The 21,430-nt window shown below is 73.4% G+C and carries 18 protein-coding genes; 9 read left to right on the top strand and 9 right to left on the bottom strand.

Features of this window, described 5'->3' with window-relative positions:
• Positions 1-157 precede the first annotated feature (157 nt).
• The 3 genes from NUM_RS33660 (at position 158) to NUM_RS33670 (ending at position 4,018) form a co-directional block, all read left to right on the top strand.
• Positions 158-2,317 carry a class II glutamine amidotransferase domain-containing protein gene (locus tag NUM_RS33660; protein ID WP_207128972.1) on the top strand — a complete coding sequence of 720 codons (2,160 nt, stop codon included), beginning with the start codon at positions 158-160 and terminating at the stop codon, positions 2,315-2,317.
• Positions 2,318-2,395: 78 nt separating this feature from the next.
• Positions 2,396-2,986: a hypothetical protein gene (locus NUM_RS33665; protein ID WP_207128973.1), complete on the top strand. Its 591-nt coding sequence runs from the start codon at positions 2,396-2,398 to the stop codon at positions 2,984-2,986.
• Positions 2,987-3,247: 261 nt separating this feature from the next.
• A complete protein-coding gene (locus NUM_RS33670; RefSeq protein ID WP_207128974.1) occupies positions 3,248-4,018 on the top strand; it encodes an isoprenyl transferase in 771 nt (256 codons plus the stop codon).
• Between the two features lie 133 nt (positions 4,019-4,151).
• Here the strand turns inward: NUM_RS33670 and NUM_RS33675 are convergent, their stop codons facing one another.
• The gene (locus tag NUM_RS33675) at positions 4,152-4,778 is read right to left on the bottom strand and encodes a LysE family transporter (protein ID WP_207128975.1); all 627 of its coding nucleotides are present in this window, start codon (positions 4,776-4,778) and stop codon (positions 4,152-4,154) included.
• Positions 4,779-5,371: 593 nt separating this feature from the next.
• On the opposite strand from NUM_RS33675, the gene NUM_RS33680 reads away from it, so the two are divergent.
• The 3 genes from NUM_RS33680 (at position 5,372) to NUM_RS33690 (ending at position 8,594) form a co-directional block, all read left to right on the top strand.
• On the top strand, positions 5,372-6,697 hold the full coding sequence (locus NUM_RS33680; RefSeq protein WP_225919028.1) for a PhoH family protein: 1,326 nt from the start codon (positions 5,372-5,374) through the stop codon (positions 6,695-6,697).
• 309 nt (positions 6,698-7,006) lie between these two features.
• On the top strand, positions 7,007-7,669 hold the full coding sequence (locus NUM_RS33685; protein ID WP_207128977.1) for an aggregation-promoting factor C-terminal-like domain-containing protein: 663 nt from the start codon (positions 7,007-7,009) through the stop codon (positions 7,667-7,669).
• A 154-nt stretch (positions 7,670-7,823) separates the two neighbouring features.
• Positions 7,824-8,594 carry a rhomboid family intramembrane serine protease gene (locus NUM_RS33690; RefSeq protein WP_207128978.1) on the top strand — a complete coding sequence of 257 codons (771 nt, stop codon included), beginning with the start codon at positions 7,824-7,826 and terminating at the stop codon, positions 8,592-8,594.
• Positions 8,595-8,824: 230 nt separating this feature from the next.
• Here the strand turns inward: NUM_RS33690 and glpX are convergent, their stop codons facing one another.
• Positions 8,825-9,850: a class II fructose-bisphosphatase gene (gene glpX / locus NUM_RS33695; RefSeq protein WP_207128979.1), complete on the bottom strand. Its 1,026-nt coding sequence runs from the start codon at positions 9,848-9,850 to the stop codon at positions 8,825-8,827.
• Positions 9,851-10,032: 182 nt separating this feature from the next.
• Between glpX and NUM_RS33700 the strand changes: the two genes are divergently transcribed.
• Positions 10,033-10,617, top strand: a complete 585-nt coding sequence (locus NUM_RS33700; RefSeq protein WP_263975160.1) for a DUF4245 domain-containing protein — start codon at positions 10,033-10,035, stop codon at positions 10,615-10,617.
• Between the two features lie 226 nt (positions 10,618-10,843).
• On the opposite strand, the gene NUM_RS33705 is transcribed toward NUM_RS33700, so the two are convergent.
• The gene (locus tag NUM_RS33705; protein WP_207128981.1) at positions 10,844-11,059 is read right to left on the bottom strand and encodes an exodeoxyribonuclease VII small subunit; all 216 of its coding nucleotides are present in this window, start codon (positions 11,057-11,059) and stop codon (positions 10,844-10,846) included.
• Positions 11,060-11,094: 35 nt separating this feature from the next.
• Positions 11,095-12,345, bottom strand: a complete 1,251-nt coding sequence (gene xseA / locus NUM_RS33710) for an exodeoxyribonuclease VII large subunit (protein WP_207128982.1) — start codon at positions 12,343-12,345, stop codon at positions 11,095-11,097.
• Between the two features lie 110 nt (positions 12,346-12,455).
• Here xseA and NUM_RS33715 point away from each other — a divergent pair, with 110 nt between their 5' ends.
• Positions 12,456-13,409 carry a 4-hydroxy-3-methylbut-2-enyl diphosphate reductase gene (locus NUM_RS33715; protein ID WP_370467108.1) on the top strand — a complete coding sequence of 318 codons (954 nt, stop codon included), beginning with the start codon at positions 12,456-12,458 and terminating at the stop codon, positions 13,407-13,409.
• 52 nt (positions 13,410-13,461) lie between these two features.
• Here NUM_RS33715 and NUM_RS33720 read toward each other — a convergent pair whose 3' ends face one another.
• From NUM_RS33720 to NUM_RS33730, 3 genes are all read right to left on the bottom strand, one after another.
• A complete protein-coding gene (locus NUM_RS33720; RefSeq protein WP_207128984.1) occupies positions 13,462-13,980 on the bottom strand; it encodes a hypothetical protein in 519 nt (172 codons plus the stop codon).
• A gap of 201 nt (positions 13,981-14,181) precedes the next feature.
• On the bottom strand, positions 14,182-15,633 hold the full coding sequence (locus NUM_RS33725; protein ID WP_207128985.1) for a M6 family metallopeptidase: 1,452 nt from the start codon (positions 15,631-15,633) through the stop codon (positions 14,182-14,184).
• A gap of 136 nt (positions 15,634-15,769) precedes the next feature.
• Complete coding sequence (locus NUM_RS33730; RefSeq protein ID WP_370467109.1) at positions 15,770-17,023, bottom strand: DNA recombination protein RmuC; 1,254 nt, start codon at positions 17,021-17,023, stop codon at positions 15,770-15,772.
• A gap of 129 nt (positions 17,024-17,152) precedes the next feature.
• Between NUM_RS33730 and NUM_RS33735 the strand changes: the two genes are divergently transcribed.
• Positions 17,153-17,926, top strand: a complete 774-nt coding sequence (locus NUM_RS33735) for a hypothetical protein (protein ID WP_207128987.1) — start codon at positions 17,153-17,155, stop codon at positions 17,924-17,926.
• Between the two features lie 186 nt (positions 17,927-18,112).
• Here the strand turns inward: NUM_RS33735 and NUM_RS33740 are convergent, their stop codons facing one another.
• Positions 18,113-18,745, bottom strand: a complete 633-nt coding sequence (locus NUM_RS33740; RefSeq protein ID WP_207128988.1) for a DUF1707 SHOCT-like domain-containing protein — start codon at positions 18,743-18,745, stop codon at positions 18,113-18,115.
• 90 nt (positions 18,746-18,835) lie between these two features.
• A complete protein-coding gene (valS, locus tag NUM_RS33745; RefSeq protein WP_207128989.1) occupies positions 18,836-21,430 on the bottom strand; it encodes a valine--tRNA ligase in 2,595 nt (864 codons plus the stop codon).

Raw genomic sequence — 21,430 nt, forward strand, 5'->3', positions numbered from 1 at the left:
TCGATGGAGATGACGCCAGATGGCAGGACTCGCCGCGTATTTCGGCATAAGGGCGCCCGGGGACCGGACACCCGCCGGGTCGACAGCAGCAGGCCCGGCGGCGGGCGACGGCGCATCGCGCGGCGCGGCAGCGGACGGTCGCGCCGCGGGCGGCCGGGTGCTCGACGAGCTCGTCCGCGGGCTCGCACCGCGCGGTGACGAGGTCGCCGGCTGGCACGACGACGGCGGCCAGCTGGCCATGGCGGTACGGGCGGGGATCCCGCAGGTGCACCACGATCACCGCGGCGCGGCCGTCGTGGTGGACGGGGTCGCGGAGCCCTCCACCCTGCTCGCCCGGTACGCCGAGGGCGGCGCCGGCGCGGTCCTCGGCCGGGCGGGCACCGATCCGTACGCCGCGGTGCTCGCCGACCCGGCCCGCGGGGTGCTGGTGCTGTGCCGGCACGGCGACGGCCCACCGCTCTACTATGCCCGGCACGACGGGGCGGTCCTCGTCGCGTCGGAACCGGCCGCACTGCTCGCCGCCGGCGTACCGGCGCGGCCGGACCCGGACACCACCGCGCGGTTCCGCGTCGACGGCGAGTGCGACGTCGACACCCGTACCTTCCTCGCCGGGGTGCGCCGGCTGCTGCCCGGGCAGGTGCTGGAGGTCGGCGCGCACGGCGTCCGCCCGGTCACGCACGCCGCCGGCGCGCCGGCCACGCCGCCGCCAGCCAGTGCCGGACTGCGGCTGGGCGTACGTCTGGACGGCGCGATGACCGGCGTCGCCCTGCTCGGCCTGGCGCACGCCGACCCGACGCCACCCGCCGACGCGGGCCCGTCCGCCGGCCCGACGTCCGGCGACGACCCGGAGCCGCTGCCGGTCTACCGGGCGCTGCTGCCCGGAGCGGCCACGCCGGCCGCGGTGACCGCCGCCGGCCTGCGGGACGCCCCGGTACCGGTACGCATCGCCGACGTGGACGACCTGCTCGCCGGGCTGGGCGAGCCGGTACCGGATCCGGACGTGCTGGCCGCCTGGGTGGTCGCGCGGCGGGCCGCCGGTGAGGTGGACGCGATCCTGGACCCGCTCGGCGGTACCGCGCTGCTCGCCGACACCGCGGCGCCCGGCTACCTGACCCGGGTGGCGGACCGGGTCGCCACCCGGTTCGGCGTGGCGCTGCAGATGCCGTACCGGCACGTCGCCGGTACCGGTGCGGCCCGCGAGCTGCTCGCCCGGTGCCGGCGCGGGTTGCCCGCCGAGGCGGTGCCGGCCGCGGACCCGGCGCCGGCCGATCCGACGCTGGCGGTGCTGCGGGCGCTGCGGGCCGACGTGTACGCCACGTTCCTGTCCGCGTCGTTCGCCCGCCGGCCGGGGCCCGACCCGCGGGAGGTCGTCGCCGGCTTCGGCGACCTGCTCGCCGGCCGGCGGACCGACGCCGGCCGGTTCTGGCGGGCCTTCCTGCTGGAACGGTGGCTGCGGCTGATCGAGTCCGGCGCGGCCGGACGGCCGGCCGAGGCGCCGCCGGAGCGGCCGTCCAGCACCACCGTGGACGGCGCGCGCTGGCTGCGGCTGCCGGTGGCGACCCGGACGCTGCGCGCGGGCGACGCGTACGCCGACTCGGTCGCCTGGTACGTCACCGAACGGGTGCGCGCGGCCTGCGCCGACGACCGGTACCGGCGCCGGTTCGGTCGCTGCTGGTACCTGGTGGTCGCGGCCCGGCCGCTGGCGGTGGCGCAGGGCCGGGTACGGCCGCTGTGGGAGCTGCGGCCGGGTTGGTGGGCGCGGCGGATGTCCGGGTTCGTGCGGGACCGGTCCTGGCAGGGCCTCGGCAACCCGTGGACGATGCAGACCGCGATCGACGAGGCGGGGCTGCGCCGGATGCTGTTCGCCGCCGCGGCCGGCGCCGGTGGGCGGCTGCTGCACCGGCAGGGCCTGTTCGACCGGGTCGCCGGCGAGCCGGTGCGGCAGGTGCGCGGCCCGGTGGAGCGCGCCACCTTCCCGGCGAACGTCGCCGTCGCCGCCGCGCCGACCGACCCCGCGGCGGCCGCCGCCGACCTGCTCGCCGCGGTACGGGCGGGGCTGCGGGACGACGTGGCCACCGGCATCGCCGGCTGCGCCGTGGTCGGTACCGACCGGGTCGGCGGCGGCTGCCAGGTGCTCGCGTGCGTCGGTGACCGGCCGGCCGACTTCTACGCCGCCGCCTGCGCGGACGACCCGCTGGGCCGCCTCGCCGGTACGCCGGCCGCGGTGCTGCTGCTCGCGCCGCCGGACACCGGGACCGGCACGCCGCGGCCCCGCCGTACCGGGTCGCGTGGTGCGCGCCGGGCCGCTGCCCGCTGACGCCCGACCTCTTCCCGTTGGCAATGCTGATTGCACGTGTAATGCTGTAATCATCATTTCGTTCAATGGGGAGGAACGATGCGAGGAGAGGGAGCCTGGCCGCCGCACCGGGGCTGGGGAAGGGGTCGCGGCGGGGCACAGCCCGAGCCGCCGTCCGCCGCCGACGCGGCGGGCTGGATCCGCGGCCGGCTGCCCGACGAGTGGTTCGTCGAGCCGCCCACCATCACCGTCGACCGGGAGGAGATCCTGATCGTCGGCGCCATCCCGCCGCCCGAGGCGACCGGCGACGAGCCGGGGACCGAGGCGGAGCGCGCCGGCGCCGAGCAGGGCCGGATCGCCCGGTTCCGGGAGCAGACCCGGGACGAGCGGATCGGCATCGCCCAGCAGGTCGAGCACCGCTACCGGCGCCACGCCAGCTGGGGTGTCACCTGCGGCGAGACCCGCGAACTGTTCACCACCCAGTCGGTACCGGTGATGACCCGGTTGCGGCAGCCGCAGCGCGTCGTGCTGGACACGCTGGTCGACGCCGGCGTCGCCAGGTCCCGGTCGGAGGCGCTGGCCTGGTGCGTCCGGCTGGTCGGCGAGCACGCCGACGCGTGGCTCGGTGAGCTGCGCGGCGCCATGTCCACCGTCGAGGACCTCCGCCGCAAGGGCCCGGACCTCGGCTGACCCCGGTGCGGGTCACGCACCAAGCGCCGGCGGTGGCGCACGGACGTCGCCGCCGGCGCGGTGCCTGGGCGGCGGGCCCCGCCCGGGTCGTACCGAGGTGGCGGCCGCCCGCTCGGTGCTTCGGGGGTTCGTCCGGGTCTCGGCGGCGCCGGCCCGGACGTCACCGCGAGGCGCACCCGGCACGGTCGGGCGTGTTCGTCGCCACCGATCCGGGCCCGTGGCCGCTTGCGGTCGGTGCCGGTCGGCGTACGCTGCCTAGCCGTGAGCCTGCGCACCCTCGTCTACGGCCTGTACGAGCGACGGCTTCGCGCGGGACTGTCCGGCAAGCCGCTGCCGCACCACGTCGCGGTCATCATCGACGGCAACCGCCGCTGGGCCAAGGAGAACGGCTTCGACGACCCGGCCCTCGGGCACCAGGCCGGCGGCCGCAAGATCGAGGAACTGTTGCAGTGGTGCGACGACCTCGGCATCGGGCACGTCACGATCTACATGCTGTCCACCGACAACCTGAACCGCCCGGTGGAGCAGTTGGAGCCGCTGCTGCGGGTCATCGAGGACGTGGTGACCGGGCTGTCCGCCGACGAGCGGCCGTGGCGGGTGCACGTGGCGGGCGCGCTGGACATCCTGCCGGCCCGTACCGCCGAGGTGCTCAAGGCCGCCGAGGAACGCACCGCCGACCGTACCGGCGGGGCCCGCGTCAACGTGGCCGTCGGGTACGGCGGGCGGCGGGAGATCGCCGACGCGGTGCGCTCGCTGCTGCAGCAGCACGCCGCCGCCGGTACCACCATCGAGGAACTCGCCGAGGTGCTCGACGTCGACCACATCGCCGAGCACCTCTACACCCGCGGCCAGCCCGACCCGGACCTGATCATCCGGACCAGCGGCGAGCAGCGGCTGTCCGGCTTCCTGACCTGGCAGTCGGCGCACAGCGAGTTCTACTTCTGCGAGGCGCACTGGCCGGACTTCCGGCGTACCGACTTCCTGCGCGCGCTCCGCTCGTACGGGAACCGCCAGCGCCGCTACGGCCACTGACCCGGCCGCACTGCGCCGATCCAGGACACGATCCCGGCGATGGGCCGCGATCGCTGTGCCGGGCCGCACGGGTCCAGGACCGGCCTGCCCGCCGGCACGGGTTCACGACCGGCGCGGCGGGCAGGTTCGGTGGTCAGCCGAGGGCGAGCCGGATCGCGAGGGCGACGACCACGCCGGCAGCGGCGAGCGTGGTCACCAGCCGCCCGCGCGGCCCGGTGAGCAGCCGGCCGAGCAGCAGGCCGCCGGCGGCGAGCAGCAGTTGCCAGCTGGCCGAGGCGAGGAACGCGGCGACGACGAAGACGACGCCGGTGGCCGGCCCGCCCAGGGCGCCGGCCTGCCCACCGACCACGACCGCGCCGAAGTACACCAGCGTCGTCGGGTTCAGCAGCGTCATGCCGAGCAACACCGCGTACGCCCGTACCGGGGTCAGTGCGGTGTCGCGGCCCGCGGTCGCGGTGGCGTGCCGGCGGTACCGGCGGATCGCGCCGACGACCAGCCACCCGGCCACGACCAGCACGACGAGCGCGGCGAGCCGGTGGGCGACCCCGGCGTACGGGGCGATCCGGCCGGACAGCGCGGTGCCGCCGAGCACCGCGACCGCCGCGTACAGGCCGTCGACGGTGGCGACGCCGAGCGCGGCCGCGGCACCGACCCGCGGGCCGGCCGTGGCGGACAGGGTGACCAGGTAGGCGCCGACGGCGCCGATCGGTATCGCGATGCCGTACCCGGCGAGCAGCCCCGCGACGAGCGCCCCGGTCACGGTCGGACGCCGGTACGCCTCCCGACCCGGACGTGCTGCTGCTGGCGCGTCGCGGTGGAACGCGGAGCGCGGGCGGGCAGCAGGTGGGTGAGAGTCGTACGCATGCCCAGACGGTGACAGGAGACCGGTGCGCCCGGCAACGCCATTTCGCCGCCGATACCGTCGCCCGCGCGGCCCGACGACGCCGCCGGCGCGGTCGGGAGCCGGGCGGACGACCGATGACGGACGGGTGGCGACCGGATGACACGCGCAGTGAGTAAGGGCGGGCTACTGGCCGTATCCGGATTTGCTGGCTAACGTCTGGATCGTGGTACGGGGACGTCCCGGGCCACCCGGGAGGCCCGGATGCGGCGTACGTCGTCACGGTGGGCCGGCACCCGGCCCGCGTGCGGGCGAGTCCGGCCGAGCAGTCACCGGCGTGGGGATCACCGCGCCGGCCGGAGAGGGCCCGACGGCCGCGGCCGTCGCCAGGTCGCGTTTCGTCGACGTCGCGCGCCGGCTCGGCCGGCCGCCCGGCACGCGTCCCGGCACGCCGCACCGGCGGGACCTCTCACCGACCCGGCGTGGAGGTGCGCGCCTCGCGGAGTGGCCCTGTGAGCACACGTCGTAGCACCAAGGCCCCTGACTCACCCCGCCGCACCTACGTGCTGGACACCTCGGTGCTGCTGTCCGATCCGTCCGCGTTCCGGCGTTTCGCCGAGCACGCGGTCGTCCTGCCGCTCGTCGTCATCGGCGAGCTGGAAGGCAAGCGGCACCACCCCGAGCTCGGCTGGTTCGCCCGCGAGGCGCTCCGGCTGCTCGACGACCTGCGGTACCAGCACGGGCGGCTGGACGAGCCGCTGCCGGTCAACGACGACGGCGGCACCGTGCAGGTCGAGCTGAACCACTCCGATCCGGCGGTGTTGCCGGACGGGTTCCGCAACGGCAGCAACGACGCCCGGATCCTCGCCGTCGCGCTGGCCCTGGCCGCCGAGGGCCAGGACGTCACGCTGGTCACCAAGGACATGCCGCTGCGGGTCAAGGCCGCGTCGGTCGGCCTGCCCGCGGACGAGTACCGGCACGGCCAGGCCTCCGATCCCAGCTGGTCCGGGATGGCCGAGGCGGAGCTGACCGCCGACGAGATGGCGACGCTGTACGGCGGCGATCCGCTCGACCTGCCCGAGGCGCGCGACCTGCCCTGCCACACCGGCCTCGTGCTGTCCTCGCCGCGCGGCTCGGCGCTCGGCCGGGTCCGGCCGGACAAGCACGTCCAGCTGGTCCGCGGCGATCGCGAGGCGTTCGGCCTGCACGGCCGGTCCGCCGAGCAGCGGGTCGCGCTGGATCTGTTGCTGGACAACGAGATCGGCATCGTCTCGCTCGGTGGCCGGGCCGGTACCGGCAAGTCCGCGCTGGCGATCTGCGCCGGCCTGGAACTGGTGATGGAACGCCGCGCGCACAAGAAGGTCGTGGTGTTCCGCCCGGTGTACCCGGTGGGTGGTCAGGAGCTCGGCTACCTGCCCGGCAGCGAGGCCGAGAAGATGTCGCCGTGGGGTCAGGCGGTGTTCGACACGCTCGGCGCGCTCGCCTCCGAACACGTCGTCGAGGAGGTCGTGTCCCGAGGGCTGCTGGAGGTGCTGCCGCTGACCCACATCCGGGGCCGGTCGTTGCACGACGCGTTCGTGATCGTCGACGAGGCGCAGTCGCTGGAACGCGGCGTGCTGCTCACCGTGCTGTCCCGGATCGGTACGGGGTCACGCGTAGTGCTCACGCACGACGTGGCGCAGCGCGACAACCTGCGGGTCGGCCGGTTCGACGGGGTGACGGCGGTGATCGAGACGTTGAAGGGCCATCCGCTGTTCGCGCACGTCACACTCACCAGGTCGGAACGATCCCGGATCGCCGAAGTGGTCACGGATCTGCTGGAGGATTTGACCCCATAGCTCCCCACCTCCGGGTGACCCGACGAGTCACCTGAAGCCTCGATCGCCCGTTGGCCCTGGCATGGATCAACGGGCGATCGTCTGCGCTGAGCTGACTCAGCGTGATGCGGCGAGTCCGTACGGCTCACGGTGTTTGCGACTGACGGTGACGGATGCCACTATCCGCGGGATCCGGCCTGGCGTGTCGCCTTCGGGTGCGTCAGGGTGGTACGCCGAACGGTCGCCGGCACGCGCGGTAGCCGTTCCACCCCCTGTCCCCGTCGAAGGGAACGACGCGTGAGCCGGATCGGCACGAAGTTGTCAGTTCGGATGTTCGCAGTCTTCGTCCTCGTCGGCGGTCTCGCCGGCGGCGCGTACCTGACGGTGCACCGCCCCGGTCAGCAACCGACCGAGGTGGCGCAGCAGCAGGTCGTCGGACAGCCGATCGACCCGATCGAGGAGCAGCAGGCGCAACGCCAGGCGACCGACGGGTACCGGCAGCAGAAGATGCGCGACGAGGCGAGTCGCAGTGCGGCCCGGGACGCCAAGCAGCACGCGGCGGCCGGTGGCGAGCACGCCGCGGCGGTCGCCGGCGACGCGGACGCCGCCAAGAAGGCCGCCGAGCAGAAGAAGGCCAGCTCGTCCGGCACCAGCGGTGGTTCGGCCGGCCCGGTCCCCAGCTCCTGCAAGGAGTACAGCGGGAACCGCGCCACCGGGTGCACCCTGTTGCTGCAGGCCGGGTTCGGCCTGGACCAGATGGCCTGCCTGGACAAGCTGTGGACCAGGGAGAGCGGCTGGAACGTGCACGCCGCGAACCCGTCCGGTGCGTACGGCATCCCGCAGGCGCTGCCCGGCGACTCGATGGCGTCGTACGGCGACGACTGGCAGGACAACCCGGTCACCCAGATCAAGTGGGGCCTCAACTACATCAAGAACCGCTACTCCACGCCGTGTGGTGCCTGGAACCACTCCGAGTCCACCGGCTGGTACTGACCATCCCGCCGCGCCGATCGTCGGCGCGACCCGAGCGCGAACCGCGGCGACACCCGGCCGTACGACCGGGTGTCGCCGCATTTGTGTCGGCCCGCGCCGCGAACCGGGGAAAACCCCGATGGGCGAGCTGGCGTGACGCTGGTACCAAGGAAGAATGGCTACCGGCGGGCTGCGCACCGACACGGCGACAGGCGACGAACGGCTGCGGTTCGGCACCGAGCCGTTCTATGCCTCGATCGGGCGCGCGTTCCTCGCGATGTGCGCGTTCATTCCGGTGCTGTGGGGCATCGAGGGGCTGGACACGCTGTTCGGCGGCGCGCTCGACCGCGCCGGCGGCATCGCGCCACGCAGCCTGACCGGCCTCGACGGCATCGTGTTCGCGCCGTTCCTGCACGCGAGCTTCACGCACGTGCTGGCCAACAGCGTGCCGCTGCTGCTGCTCGGCACGTTCGTGCTGGCCGGGCAGACCAAACGGTTCTTCCTGATCACCGCGTTCATCGCGGTGGTGTCCGGGCTGACCGTGTGGGTGTTCGGCCCGAGCCACTCGATCACCGTCGGGGCCAGCGGCGTCATCTTCGGCTACCTCGGCTACCTGCTGCTGCGCGGCCTGGTGGAGCGGCGCTGGTGGAGTCTCGGCATCAGCCTGCTGATGGGGCTGCTGTTCGGCTGGCAGCTGAGCGGCATCCTGCCCGGCGAGGAGCAGGTCTCCTGGCAGGGCCACTTGGGCGGCTTCATCGCCGGCCTGGTGGCGGCGATCCTGTTCCGGCAGCCGCGGGTGCGCCGGCCCAAGCCGACCGACTCCGGCTCGCCGGCCAGTCTCGGCGGCTCGTCGCCGACGCTGACGCTGCCCGGGGTCGACGGTCTCGGCCTCGGCAAGACCGGCTCCGACCGCACCGTCGAGATGCCCGGCGGCAGCTCCACCTGACACCCGGCCAGGCTGCCCGGCGACAGCTGCCGCCGGCGGTTCGACCGCCGCGACCGAGCCCTCGGACAGTTCGGGCCGACCCCCGACCGGCTCGTTCGGGCCGACCCCCGACCGGCTCGTTCGCCGACCCCCGACCGGCTCGTTCGCCGACCCCCGACCGGCTCGATCGGGCTGCTCGGCGGGCCCGGCTGACGCCCCGGCGGTTCGACCGGGGCGCCGAGCGGTCCCGGTCAGTCGGCCTCGACCGGGTCGCCGCCGAAGTCGACCATCGAGTACTGGCGGAGCTTCTCCAACCGGTGCACCCCGTCGATCATGCGGATCGTGCCGCTCTTGGAACGCATCACGATCGACTGCGTGGTCACCCCGCCGGACCGGTACCGGACGCCGCGCAGCAGGCTGCCGTCGGTGACGCCGGTGGCGGCGAAGAACGCGTTGTCGCCGGCGACCAGGTCGTCGGTGCGCAGTACCCGGGACAGGTCGTGGCCGGCGTCGATCGCCTTCTGCCGCTCCGCGTCGTCCTTCGGCCACAGCTTCGCCTGCAGCGCGCCGCCGAGGCACTTCATCGCGCAGGCGGCGATGATGCCCTCCGGGGTACCGCCGATGCCCATCAGCACGTCCACCCCGGACTGCTCGCGCGCGGCGCTGATCGCGCCGGCCACGTCGCCGTCCCGGATGAAGTGGATGCGCGCCCCGGTCTCCCGGATCTCCGCCACCAGCTGGTCGTGCCGGGGCCGGTCCAGGACGCACACGGTGACGTCGGAGATGCTGGTGCGCTTCGCCTTCGCGACCCGGCGCAGGTTCTCCCGTACCGGCGCCTCGATGTCGACGACGTCGGCGCAGTCCGGTCCGACGGCGAGCTTGTCCATGTAGAAGACCGCGGACGGGTCGAACATCGCGCCACGCTCGGCCACCGCGAGCACCGCCAGCGCGTTCGGCATCCCGGCGGCCATCAGCGTGGTGCCGTCGACCGGGTCGACCGCCACGTCGACCTCCGGCCCGGTACCGTCGCCGACCCGCTCGCCGTTGTAGAGCATCGGCGCGTTGTCCTTCTCGCCCTCGCCGATGATCACCACCCCGCGCATCTGGATCGAGTTGATCAACTGGCGCATGGCGTCGACCGCGGCGCCGTCGCCGCCCTCCTTGTCGCCCCGGCCGACCCACCGGCCCGCGGCCATCGCCGCCGCCTCGGTGACCCGTACCAGCTCCAACGCCAGGTTTCGGTCCAGCACCTCGGTGTGTCGCGAAGTGTCTGCCATGGTCTTCCCCTCCGCCAGCTGAGCACTCCCTCGAATCCTGGCAGATCGGTACCCGGCGCGCGGGCGCGCCACGTGCCGCTGTGGCCCGGCGTGGCTGTCCTACCGTGGCCTCCTCGGCGTGGCCGTCCTGCCCTGGCCACCCCGGCGTGGTCGCGGCGGCGAGGATCGGCGACGATGGGTACGTGGCGCGCCGAGTACCGCTGTACACAGACGAGGGCACGCCCCCGGCTCCGACCGAGGGCGAGGCGGCGCCTCGACGTCGCCGGGGCGGTACCGGCCGGGACATGATCATCTCGATGGCGGTGCTGCTGGTGCCGATCCTGATCGCGGTCGGCGTGTGGCAGTACCTCTCCTCCGACCGGCAGGTCACCGTGGTCGACGCGAAGCCGGCCATCACCCAGGCCCGGCAGGCCGACCGGTTCCCGGTCGCGGCGCCGCGACGGCTCGGCCCCGACTGGAAGGTCACCAGCGCCGAGACCACCGACCAGCGCGGCACGGTGACGCTGCGGCTCGGGTACGTGACGCCGTCCGGCGGGTTCGCGCAGATCGTGGAGAGCAACGGCGACGCCGCGAAGCTGCTGTCCGACGCGGTGCCGAAGCACGCCCGGCCGGCCGGCAGCCAGCACATCGGCGGCGCCGACTGGGCCCGCTACACCGGCGACAAGAACAACCAGGTGCTCGCGCTGCTGCAGCCCGACCGTACGATCCTGGTCGTCGGCCAGACCAACGACGACGAGATGCGCACCCTGGCCGGTTCGCTGCACTGAGCCGCCGGGCGGCACCGTCACCGACAGCACACCGCCCACCGGCGGTGCCGGTGGGCGGAGGGCTGCGGTCCGACGATGCGTATACCCCCCGGAAATACACCTCGGCCGATCGCTCATTCCAGGGTCGGCCCTCGCGGGCGGGTTGCGACAGAGCCCGGCCGGCAATTTAACCCGACGTTGGGACAGCTCGTGCCGTCCGAACGGTGGGGCGACCCGCCAGCGACGGTCAGCCGGCCGTCTCGTCCCGGGCGGCGCGGGCCGCGTCCAGCCGCTCCTTCGCACCGTCCAACCAGCGCTGACAGACGTCCGCGAGGCGCTCGCCGCGTTCCCACAGCGCCAGCGACTCCTCCAGCGAGGTGCCGCCCGCCTCCAGCTTCTCCACCACCGCGGCGAGCTCCGCCCGCGCCTTCTCGTAGCTGACCGTCGTGTCCTCGTCCGTCACAGCAGCCACCTTACGGCTCGGACCGGTCCCGTCGGTCAGCGTGGCGACGGCTCGGGGGAGTCGGTGACGGTGGCGGCCAGTTCGCCGCCGGCCAGCCGTACCCGCAGCGCCGCACCGGGTGCCGCGTCGGCGGGGTCGCGCAGTACCGCGTCGTCGGCGGCGCGCTGCACCACCGCGTACCCGCGCTGCATCGTGGTCAGCGGCGACAGCGAGCGCAGCCGGGCCACCGTGTGGTGCAGGTCGCTGCCGGCCGCGTCGACGCGGTGCGCCAGGACCCGTCGGGCCCGGTCGCGCAGCCCGTCGACCTCGTCGCGCCGGCCGGACAGCAACAGCTCGGGGCGCGCCAGTACCGGTCGGGACCGGACCGCGGACAGCCACCGGCGCTCGCCGTCGAGCAGGTGCGTCACCGCCCGGTCCAGCCGGTACCGGTGCTGCTCGATCACCCGCCGCTCCTCGGCCAGGTCCGGTACCACCCGCTTGCCGGCGTCGGTCGGCGTCGAGCAGCGCACGTCGGCGACGAAGTCGACCAGCGGGGTGTCGGTCTCGTGCCCGATCGCGGACAGCACCGGGGTGCGGCAGCCGAACACCGCACGGCACAGCGCCTCGTCGGAGAACGGCAGCAGGTCCTCGACGCTGCCGCCGCCGCGGGCCAGCACGATCACGTCCACCTCGGGATCGGCGTCCAGCTCGGCCAGCGCGTCGAGGATCTGCGGCACCGCGGTCGGGCCCTGCACCGGCACGTTGCGGACCGCGAAACGCACCGCCGGCCAGCGGGCCGCCGCGTTCTCCTGCACGTCCCGCTCCGCCGCGCTGGCCCGGCCGGTGACGAGCCCGACGGTACGGGGCAGGAACGGTGGCCGCCGCTTCCGCTCCGGCGCGAACAGCCCCTCCGCGGCGAGGACCTTCTTCAGCCGTTCCAGCCGGGCCAGCAGCTCGCCGAGCCCCACGTGCCGCAGCTCGTCGGCGCGCAGCGACAGGCTGCCGCGGCCGGCGTAGAACTCCGGCTTCGCGTGCACCACCACCCGGGAACCCTCCCGCAGCGGCGGGTCGCAGGACTCGAACGTGTCCCGGTAGCAGGTCACCGACAGGCTCATCTCGGCCGACGGGTCGCGCAGCGTCAGGAACACCAGCCCCGCGCCGGGACGCCGGGAGACCTGGGCGACCTGCCCGTCCACCCAGACCCAGCCGAGCCGGGCGATCCAGGCGGAGATCTTCTGGCTCACCACCCGCACCGGCCACGGCTCGTCCGGGCTGGTACGGGGTGCCTCGGCGGCGGATTCGGCCATCCGACGAGCTTAGGTCCTGTACCGGGTGCGCATGCCGGGCGCGCCCGCGCGGTTTGTGGAGGACCTCACCTCGGCCTGCGGTACCGGTACGGCGGCCTACCATGGGGATCATGACGAAGCGGGTGCTGCTGGCCAGGCCGCGCGGATACTGCGCCGGCGTCGACCGAGCCGTGGAGACCGTCGAGCGCGCGCTCGAACTCTACGGTGCACCCATCTACGTGCGGAAACAGATCGTGCACAACAAGCACGTGGTGCAGACGCTGGAGCGCAAGGGCGCGATCTTCGTCGAGGAGAACGACGAGGTGCCCGAGGGCGCCACGGTGATCTTCTCGGCGCACGGGGTCGCCCCGGAGGTGCACGAGCAGGCCCGGCAGCGCAACCTGCACGCCATCGACGCGACCTGCCCGCTGGTCACCAAGGTGCACCAGGAGGCCCGGCGGTACGCGCGGGACGAGTACGACATCCTGCTCATCGGGCACGAGGGGCACGAGGAGGTCGTCGGCACCAGCGGCGAGGCGCCCGAGCACGTCACCCTGGTCGACGGCCCCGACGCGGTCGACCAGGTCGAGGTCCGGGACCCGAGCAAGGTGGTGTGGCTGTCCCAGACCACGCTGTCGGTCGACGAGACGCTGGAGACCGTCGACCGCCTGAAGGCGAAGTTCCCGGGGCTGCAGTCGCCGCCGTCCGACGACATCTGCTACGCGACGCAGAACCGGCAGCAGGTCGTCAAGCAGATCGCACCCGACTGCGACGTGCTGCTGGTGATCGGGTCCCGCAACTCGTCCAACTCGGTGCGGCTGCGCGAGGTCGCGCTGGAGGCCGGCGCCCGCGCTTCCTACCTGATCGACTTCGCGTCGGAGATCGACGACGGCTGGCTCGCCGGCGCCTCGACGGTCGGCCTCACCTCCGGCGCCTCCGTACCGGAGGACCTGATCGAGCAGGTTCTCGGCCACCTCGCCGCCCGCGGGTACGCCGACGTCGAGGAGATCACCACCGTGCAGGAGCGGCAGACGTTCGCCCTGCCCCGCGAGATCAAACGCGACCTCGCCGCCCGCAACACCTGACCCCCGTACGGCCTGGCCGGAGCGGGAGCTGGGGTCGCCGCCGGCGTCGGTGTCATCGAGCGCCGGGCCGCCCCTCGTCGCGTCGCCGCCGGCCCTCCTGCACCGCGGCGGTTGCCAGGCAGAACCAGCCCACGATGCCGGCGAAGGCCCGGTCAGTGGCGGCCCGGGCACGCCAGTACTCGGTTTCGGAGATCTCGACGACCTGGCCGGAACGCTCGTCGCGCCAGTAGCGGCCGCCCTGGTGTGACAACCCGAACTGGCTGATCATCGGCATGCTCACCAGGATGGACGACAGCAACACCACACCCGCGACACCGGCCAGCACGCGGAGCCGTCGAGGTAAAGCGGCCGCCGCCCGGAAGTTGTCCGCCATGGCCAGCCACGACCTGTTCCAGCTGCGACGCTGGCGGTGGATGCTCCACTGCGCCAGCACGACACCGGCCACCGCGACCGGTACCGCCGGCAACGACAACCACCACGGCGGGGCCCACGGCCCGGGCAGCATCGTGGCCCCGACCAGAGCCACGCAGTATGCCGTCGCGACGGTGGCGACGCGGATCAAGATCAGCACGGGACGATGGTGGCAACGCGCCGGTGCGGCGGCCATCGGCCGTACGGTGCGGATCGCCCGCACCTGGCCGGGCCGGTGACGGTGAGGGGAGTCCGTCGTCGGTTGTCGGCCCGGCGCGGGCGATCCGCGGGCGGGAAATCCCGCCCGACAGTGCGGTCCGGGCGTGCCGCCGGGGGGCGAGGACCCGGCGGCACGACGAGTTCAGGAGACGTCGAGGGCGGTGTCGTCGATGACGAACGACGTCTGCAGCTTGGAGCCCTCGGTGCCGGTGAAGCGGAGGGTGACGGTCTGCCCCGCGTACCCGGAGAGGTCGACGGACTTCTGCACGTAGCCGGAGGTCGCGTTGGTGTTGGAGTAACTGGCCAGCGTGGTCGTCCCGGCCGGGGTGACCGCGTCGAGCTTCAGCTTGTCGTACGCGGTGCTGCTCGTCTCGGCGGTGTCGATGTGCAGCCAGTACGAGAAGGTCGCGGTGCCGCAGTCGGCGGGGACGGCGACCGACCTGGACAGCGTGTCGGTGTGCGTGGTGCCGTACCCGTCCAGCCACGCCTTGTACGAGCCGGTGTGCGCCGGCTCCTGCGAGCTGCTGGTGATCACGCCGGAGCTGGCGGACCAGCCGGTGCCGCCGCTCTCGAAGCCGGCGTTGCTGATCAACTGGCCGGCGGTGCAGGTACCGCCGCCGGTGCCGCCGCCACCGGTGGTCGAGCCGCCGCCGAGCCAGGCGGTCGCGTTCAGTGCCAGCGCCGCGTTGCTGTTGGTGTTCCACCCGTCGTACAGGGTGTTGCCGGACTGGCCGGTGCCGTCGTCGATGGTGGAGCTGTCACCCCAGACCGCGACCCGCCCGCTGCCGAAGCTGCTGGTGGCGAAGAACGACCCGGTGGTGCCGCCGGCGGTCGCCGACGACTGGTAGACGAGGCCCTTGACGTCGGCGTTGTCCGACGGCTTGAGCGTCTGAGTGGTGCCGTCGTTGATGCTGGACGAGGTCACGTCGCCGAAGCTGCCGTGCAGCACCGGGTTGCTGCTGTCCGAGATCGCCTTCGGGGTGTCGGCGTTGATGTCCTTGACGTCGATCGAGAAGCCGAACGGGTCGGACGAGTCGACGCTGTTGTTGGTCATCAGGTCGTTGAGCACGCCGACCGAGTCGATGCCGTCGTTGTTCCGGTCGCTGTTGTTGTGATCGCTGATCATGAACAACCCGCCGCCGGCCTGCACGAACTTCATCACCGCGGTCTTCTCCGCCGCGCTGAGCGCCACGTTCGGCTCGGGCAGCACGAACACGTCGAAGTTCGACAGGTCGAGCGCGCCGCCCCCGCCGTAGGTGATGGTGCCCGTCGACAGCGTGTCGAGGCTGTACCCGCCGGTCTTCTGCAGCGCCACGCCCCAGGACGACAGCGCGCCGGTCCAGTCGGTCTCGGACTGCGGGTTCGGGTTCTGCCCCAACGGATCCGGCTGCGAGGTACTGATGATCCAGTCGGCGTTGCCGGCGGTCTCCGCCTTGGTGTTGTCGAACAGCACCCGGATCGGGGCGTCCGCGTTCGGGGTGACGGAGTGGTGCACCGGCGTGCCGGAGGCGCCGGTGGCGCCGGCGAGCAGGGCGCCGACAAGGGCAGCCCCACCAAGCAGTGCGATGGTGCGCGGTCGTGTCGTCAGGCGCATGGGACCTCCCTGGCCGTGAGCAGAACAGGCCAGGATAGGTGACCTCAGACACCGGCAACAGTGGCAAAAACACCTATTCATCACACGGCTGGCATCTGCCTACGCACCGTGGCGGAACGGGTGGCCTCTCCGCCGGTCAGGCCTCGCCGCTGCGCCGACCCGGCTCGGCCGCCGCGGGAGCCGGGTCGCGCGGCTGCCGGGGCAGGTCGTCGAACGCCACCAGCGCGGACTGCTCGCTCGCCACCAGCTCCGGCGCCTGCAGCTGCCGGGCCGCCGACTCGACCTGCGGCGGCGCGCCGAGCAGCTCGGCCGCCTCGGCCTCGCCGGCGACCCCGAGATCGGCGAACTTGCGCGCGGTCACCAGCACCCGGCTCTCCAGCGACCCGACCGTCTTGTTGTACGCGGTGACCGCGCCGGACAGTGCGCCGCCGAGCTTCGCCACGTGCCCGCCCATGGTCGCCAGCCGCCCGTACAGCTCTTTGCCGAGCCGGTGCACGTCGGCGGCGTTGGCGGCCAGCGCGTCCTGCCGCCACGCGTACGCCACCGTGCGCAGCAGGGCGATCAGCGTCGCCGGGGTGGCGATCACGACGTTGCGCTCGAACCCGTGCTCCAGCAGCGTCGGGTCGCGCTGCAGCGCCGCGTCGAGGAACGTGTCCGCCGGCACGAACAGCACCACGAACTCCGGCGCCGTCTCGAACGCCGACCAGTACGCCTTGGCGGCGAGCTGGTCGACGTGAGCCCGCAGGTGCCGGGCGTGCGCGTCGAGCCGGGCGTTGCGGGTCGGCTCGTCCCGCGCCTCCATCGCGTCCAGGTAGCCGCTGAACGGGGCCTTCGCGTCGACCACCACCTGCTTGCCGCCGGACAGGTGCACCACCAGGTCGGGCCGGACCACCGCGTCGTCGGTGGTCACCGTCACCTGCTCGTCGAAGTCGCAGTGCGACACCAGCCCGGCCGCCTCGACGATGCGCCGCAGCTGGTGCTCGCCCCACCGACCGCGCACCTGCGGCGCCCGCAGCGCCGACACCAGCTGGCCGGTCTGGGTGCGCAGCTGCTCGGAGGTACCGGCGACCTCCCGCAGCTGCTCGCGCAGCTCGGCGTAGGCGCCGACCCGGGACCGCTCCAGCTCGGCCAGCTGCTGCTCGTACCGGGAGAGGCTGTCGCGCAGCGGGGCGACCAGGGTGCCCAGGCTCGCCGACTGCTCCCGGGCCGCGTCGTGGGTGAGCGCCCGCAGTGACTGCTCCAGCCGCTGCTCGCCGTCGCGCGCCGCGGCCAGCCGCTCCTCCAACCGGGCGGTGTCGGCGGCGGCCCGGGAGCGCGCGAACAGCACCCCGATCGCGACGCCGGCGGCGAGGCAGAGCACGGCGACGACGAGTACGACAGCGACGTCCATGGCCGCCAGCATGCCTCGCGGGTACGACGATTTCACGCACCGCCACCCGGCAAAGATCGATGCGGACTTACCGGACGCCAGGGCCCGGCTCTCAGGTAAGCGCTGGGCAAATGCGGGTACCGTCGATTCATGAAGACGCTCGTGCTGATCATCGTTCTCGTGGTGCTCGTGGTTGCCGGCGCCGTGTGGTGGTCCCGGGCCAGCAAGCAGCGCAAGCAGCGCGCGCTGGCCGACGCCCGCGCCGACGCCCAGCGGTGGTACGAACGGCTCGGCGGCCAGGTGATGAACCTGGTGGCGAACGACGACGCCGCGGTCAAGCAGGCGCTGGTCGACGCCGGCGAGCGGTACAACGCGGCCGGCAGCCAGCTCGACCAGGCCACCAGCACCAAGCAGTTCGAGCTCGCCGGGCACACCGCGCTGGAGGGGCTCTACTACGTGCGCGCCGCCCGGACCGCGATGGACCTCGACCCGGGCCCCGAACTGCCGCCGATGCCCGGCCAGCGCACCGCCGGCGCCCTCACCGCCGAGCGCGAGGTCACCCTGGAGGGCAAGGAATACCGGGCCGGCCCGCAGGCCAGCTCGGACACGCCGTACTACTACCCCGGCGGCATGGTGCGCGGCCGGCCCGTCCCGGCCGGGTGGTACTCGGAGCCGTGGTGGAAGACCGCGCTGGTCGCCGGCGCCGCCGGGGTCGGCACGATGCTGCTGTTCGACGCGTTCTTCTCACCCGGGATGGGCATGGGCGGCTTCGACGGCGGGTACGACAACGGCTTCGCCGACGGCTTCGCCCAGGGCCAGGACGGCGGGGACGGTGGTGGCGGCGACGGCGGTGGCGACGGTGGCGGCATGTTCGACGGTGGCTTCGATTTCGGTGACTTCGGGGACTTCGGCGGCAGCGACTGACATCCACCGGCGGCGACGGTTCCGGGCGCCGCGCGGCGCCCGACGTCCGGGGTGGTGCGCGACCTCCGGCATCCGCCGCAGCGGCGATTCCGCGGGCGCGCCGGGCCGCGGCTGAGGCGCGGCCGCGCCGGGTGGCTGTCCCGCACCGCCCTGCGCCGGGTCGGTCGTCGGCGGCCGGTGCCGGGGTCAGTCGTCGGCGGGTCGGCGGCGACGCTTGCGCTTGACGTCGACGCCGCCCCAGAACGCGAAGCCGGTCACCCGCACCCGCGGGCCGGTGCCGTCGCCGGCACCGGCGGCGGTGTCGTCGAACCCGCCCATCAGCCCGAAACCGTCGACCCGGACGTCGAGATCGTCCGGCACGATGATCTCGACGCCGCCCATCATCGCGTACGCCTGGATCGTCACCTCGTCGGTGCCGAACCGGGCCTCCCGCAGGTCGAGCGTCACGCCGCCCATCACCGCCACCGCGATCTGCGTCCGCGGCACCAGCCAACTGCCCCGCCGGGACGGGCCGGACAGGAAGCCGACGACGACGCGGGTGTCCTCCGGCTCCTCGGCGACCCGGCGCGGCGAGGAGACCAGCGGGGTACCGGTGTCGGGCAGGTCGGCGAGCACCGGCTCGAGCTGCCCGTAGGTGCGCGCGGCGTACACCGTGTCGAGCCGTTCCTGCAGCTCGTCGAGGGTCAGCCGGCCCTCGCTCGCCGCCTGGTGCAGCACCTGCGCGACGCGCTCCCGGTCGTCGTCGGATGCGCGCATGGCGGTCCGCTCGACCGCCGCCTCGGGTCGTACCGCCGGCCTGCGCTCCGGTTCGTCCGCCACAGCCGAAAGCCTAGCCGGGCCCCTGCGCCGGGGCAGCCGCATGGCACGGTCCGATCGCCCGGCGGGGGAGCGCGCCCCCGCCGGGACGAATCAGAACGTGCAGGCCACGACGAGCTCGGTCGCGGCCTCCGGATGGAACTCGAGCTTGTCGAGGTGGCCGGCGGCGCGCAGATCGTCGCTCGCGAGCCGGATCTCCTCCACCAACGCCGCTGGCGCGCTCACCTCCGCCAGCGACACGTCGGTACGCATCGAGACCTTCCGTTGCGACTTCGCCTTCCGGATCTGCCGCAGCGCCTCGCCGACCGTCGCCAACCGCAGCCCCGGCTCGTCGCCCACCAGCGGGGTCAGCTCGTGCGCGGTCGGCCAGGTGGCGCGGTGGATCGACCCGTACCGCCACCACGACCAGACCTCGTCGGTCACGAACGGCACCACCGGCGCCAGCAACCGCAGCTGCGCCGACAACGCCCAGCCCAGCGCCGACCTGGCCGAGGCGGCCGCCGCGTCGCCACGCTCCCCGTACGCGCGGGACTTGACCAGTTCGAGATAGTCGTCGCAGAAGGCCCAGAAGAAGCGCTCGGCGGCCTCCAACGCGGCGGTGTGGTCGAACGCCTGGAACGCCGCCGTCGCCGCCGCGATCACGCCGCGCAACTCCGACAGCATCGCCCGGTCGAGCGGTTCGGTGACCGGGGCGTGCAAGGCGTCGGCCGAGCCGAGGCCCAACACGAACCGGCTGGCGTTGAGCACCTTCGTGGCGAGCCGGCGGCCGACCCGCATCAGGTTCTCGTCCAGGGTGAAGTCGGCTCCGGGGCGACCGCACGCCGCCCAGTACCGCACCGCGTCCGGCCCGTACCGGTCGAGCAACTCGTCCGGCCCGACCGCCCGGCCCTTCGACTTGGACATCTTCTTGCGGTCCGGGTCCAGGATCCAGCCGGAGATCACCGCGGTACGCCACGGCAGGGTGTCGTGCTCCAGCTGGCTGCGCACCGTGGTGGAGAACAGCCAGGTACGGATGATCTCGTGCGCCTGCGGCCGCAGGTCCATCGGGAACACCCGGTCGAACAGGTCGTCGTCGCGCTCCCAGCCACCCGCGATCTGCGGCGTCAACGAACTGGTCGCCCACGTATCGAACACGTCCGGGTCGGCGGCGAACCCGCCCGGCCGACCCCGCTGCTGTTCGGAGTAGCCGGACGGCGGCTGGCTCTGCGGATCCACCGGCAGCTCGGCCTCCGACGGCAGGATCAGCGCATCGTGGTCGAGAGTGCCGTCGTCCCGCACCTGGTACCAGACGGGGATCGGCACCCCGAAGAACCGTTGCCGGCTCACCAGCCAGTCGCCGGTCAGCCCGTTCACCCAGTGCTCGTACCGGTGGCGCATGAACTCCGGCACCCAGCGCAGCTCGCGTCCCCGCTCCAGCAGCCGCTCCCGCAGCGGCAGATCACGGCCGCCGTTGCGCAGGTACCACTGGCGGGCGGTGACGATCTCCAGCGGCGCTTCGCCGTACTCGTAGAACTTGACCGGATGCGTGATGGCCCGCGGCTCACCGACCAGCTCACCGGACTCCCGCAGCAGCTTCACGATCCGGCGACGGGCCGCGGCCACCGTCAACCCCGCGAGCTGCGCGTACCGGAAGCCTGCCTCGGCGGACTCCAGCCCGGCCGGTACGTCGTGCCGGATCCGGCCGTTGCGGCCGATCACCGAGCGGATCGGCAGGTCCAGCTCCCGCCACCAGATCACGTCGGTCAGGTCGCCGAACGTGCAGATCATGGCGAGGCCGGTGCCCTTCTCCGGGTCGGCGAGCCGGTGCGGGCGGATCGGCACCTCGACGCCGAACAGCGGCGTGACCGCCGTCGTACCGGCGAGGTGCCGGTACCGATCGTCGTCCGGGTGAAACACCAGCGCCACGCAGGCCGGGAGCAGCTCCGGCCGCGTCGTCTCCACGTACAACGGTTCGCCCGTGGGCTCGTCGTCGTCCGGGTCCACCGTTGCGGTCGCGGCCCGGAACAGCAGCCGGTGGTAGGCGCCGGGGCGCTCCCGGTCCTCCAGCTCTGCCTGCGCCACCGCGGTACCGAACGAGATGTCCCACAGCGACGGTGCCTCGGCCTGGTACGCCTCTCCTCTGCGGAGGTTCCGCAGGAAGGCACGCTGGCTCGCCACCTGCGCCGAGGTGCCGACCGTCGTGTAGCGCGCGGACCAGTCCACCGACAGCCCCAGGCGTCGCCAGGTCTCCTCGTACACCAGCTCGTCGTCGGCGGTGAGCCGCTCGCAGAGTTCGATGAAGTTGCGCCGGGACACGGCCTGTTGCTCCTCCACCGGCTGCTGCGGCGGGCGGTAACCAGCGACGTAGGGCAGCGTCGGGTCACATCGCACCCCGAAGTAGTTCTGCACCCGGCGCTCGGTGGGCAGACCGTTGTCGTCCCAGCCCACCGGGTAGAAGACCTCCTTGCCCTGCATCCGCTGGAACCGGGCGACGATGTCGGTGTGCGTGTAGGAGAACGCATGTCCAATGTGGACGGACCCGGATACGGTGAGCGGAGGGGTGTCGATGGCGAATACCTCGGACCGGTTCTTCCGCCGGTCGAAGGTGTAGGTCCCCAGTTCAGCCCAACGCCGCGTCCACTTCTCGGCCAGCCCGTCGAGGGACGGTCGATCGGGGACGCGCGCGGCGGCGCGCTCCGTAGCGGTCAT

This window comes from Actinocatenispora comari, from assembly GCF_017312725.1.
Taxonomy (GTDB): Bacteria; Actinomycetota; Actinomycetes; order Mycobacteriales; family Micromonosporaceae; genus Actinocatenispora; species Actinocatenispora comari.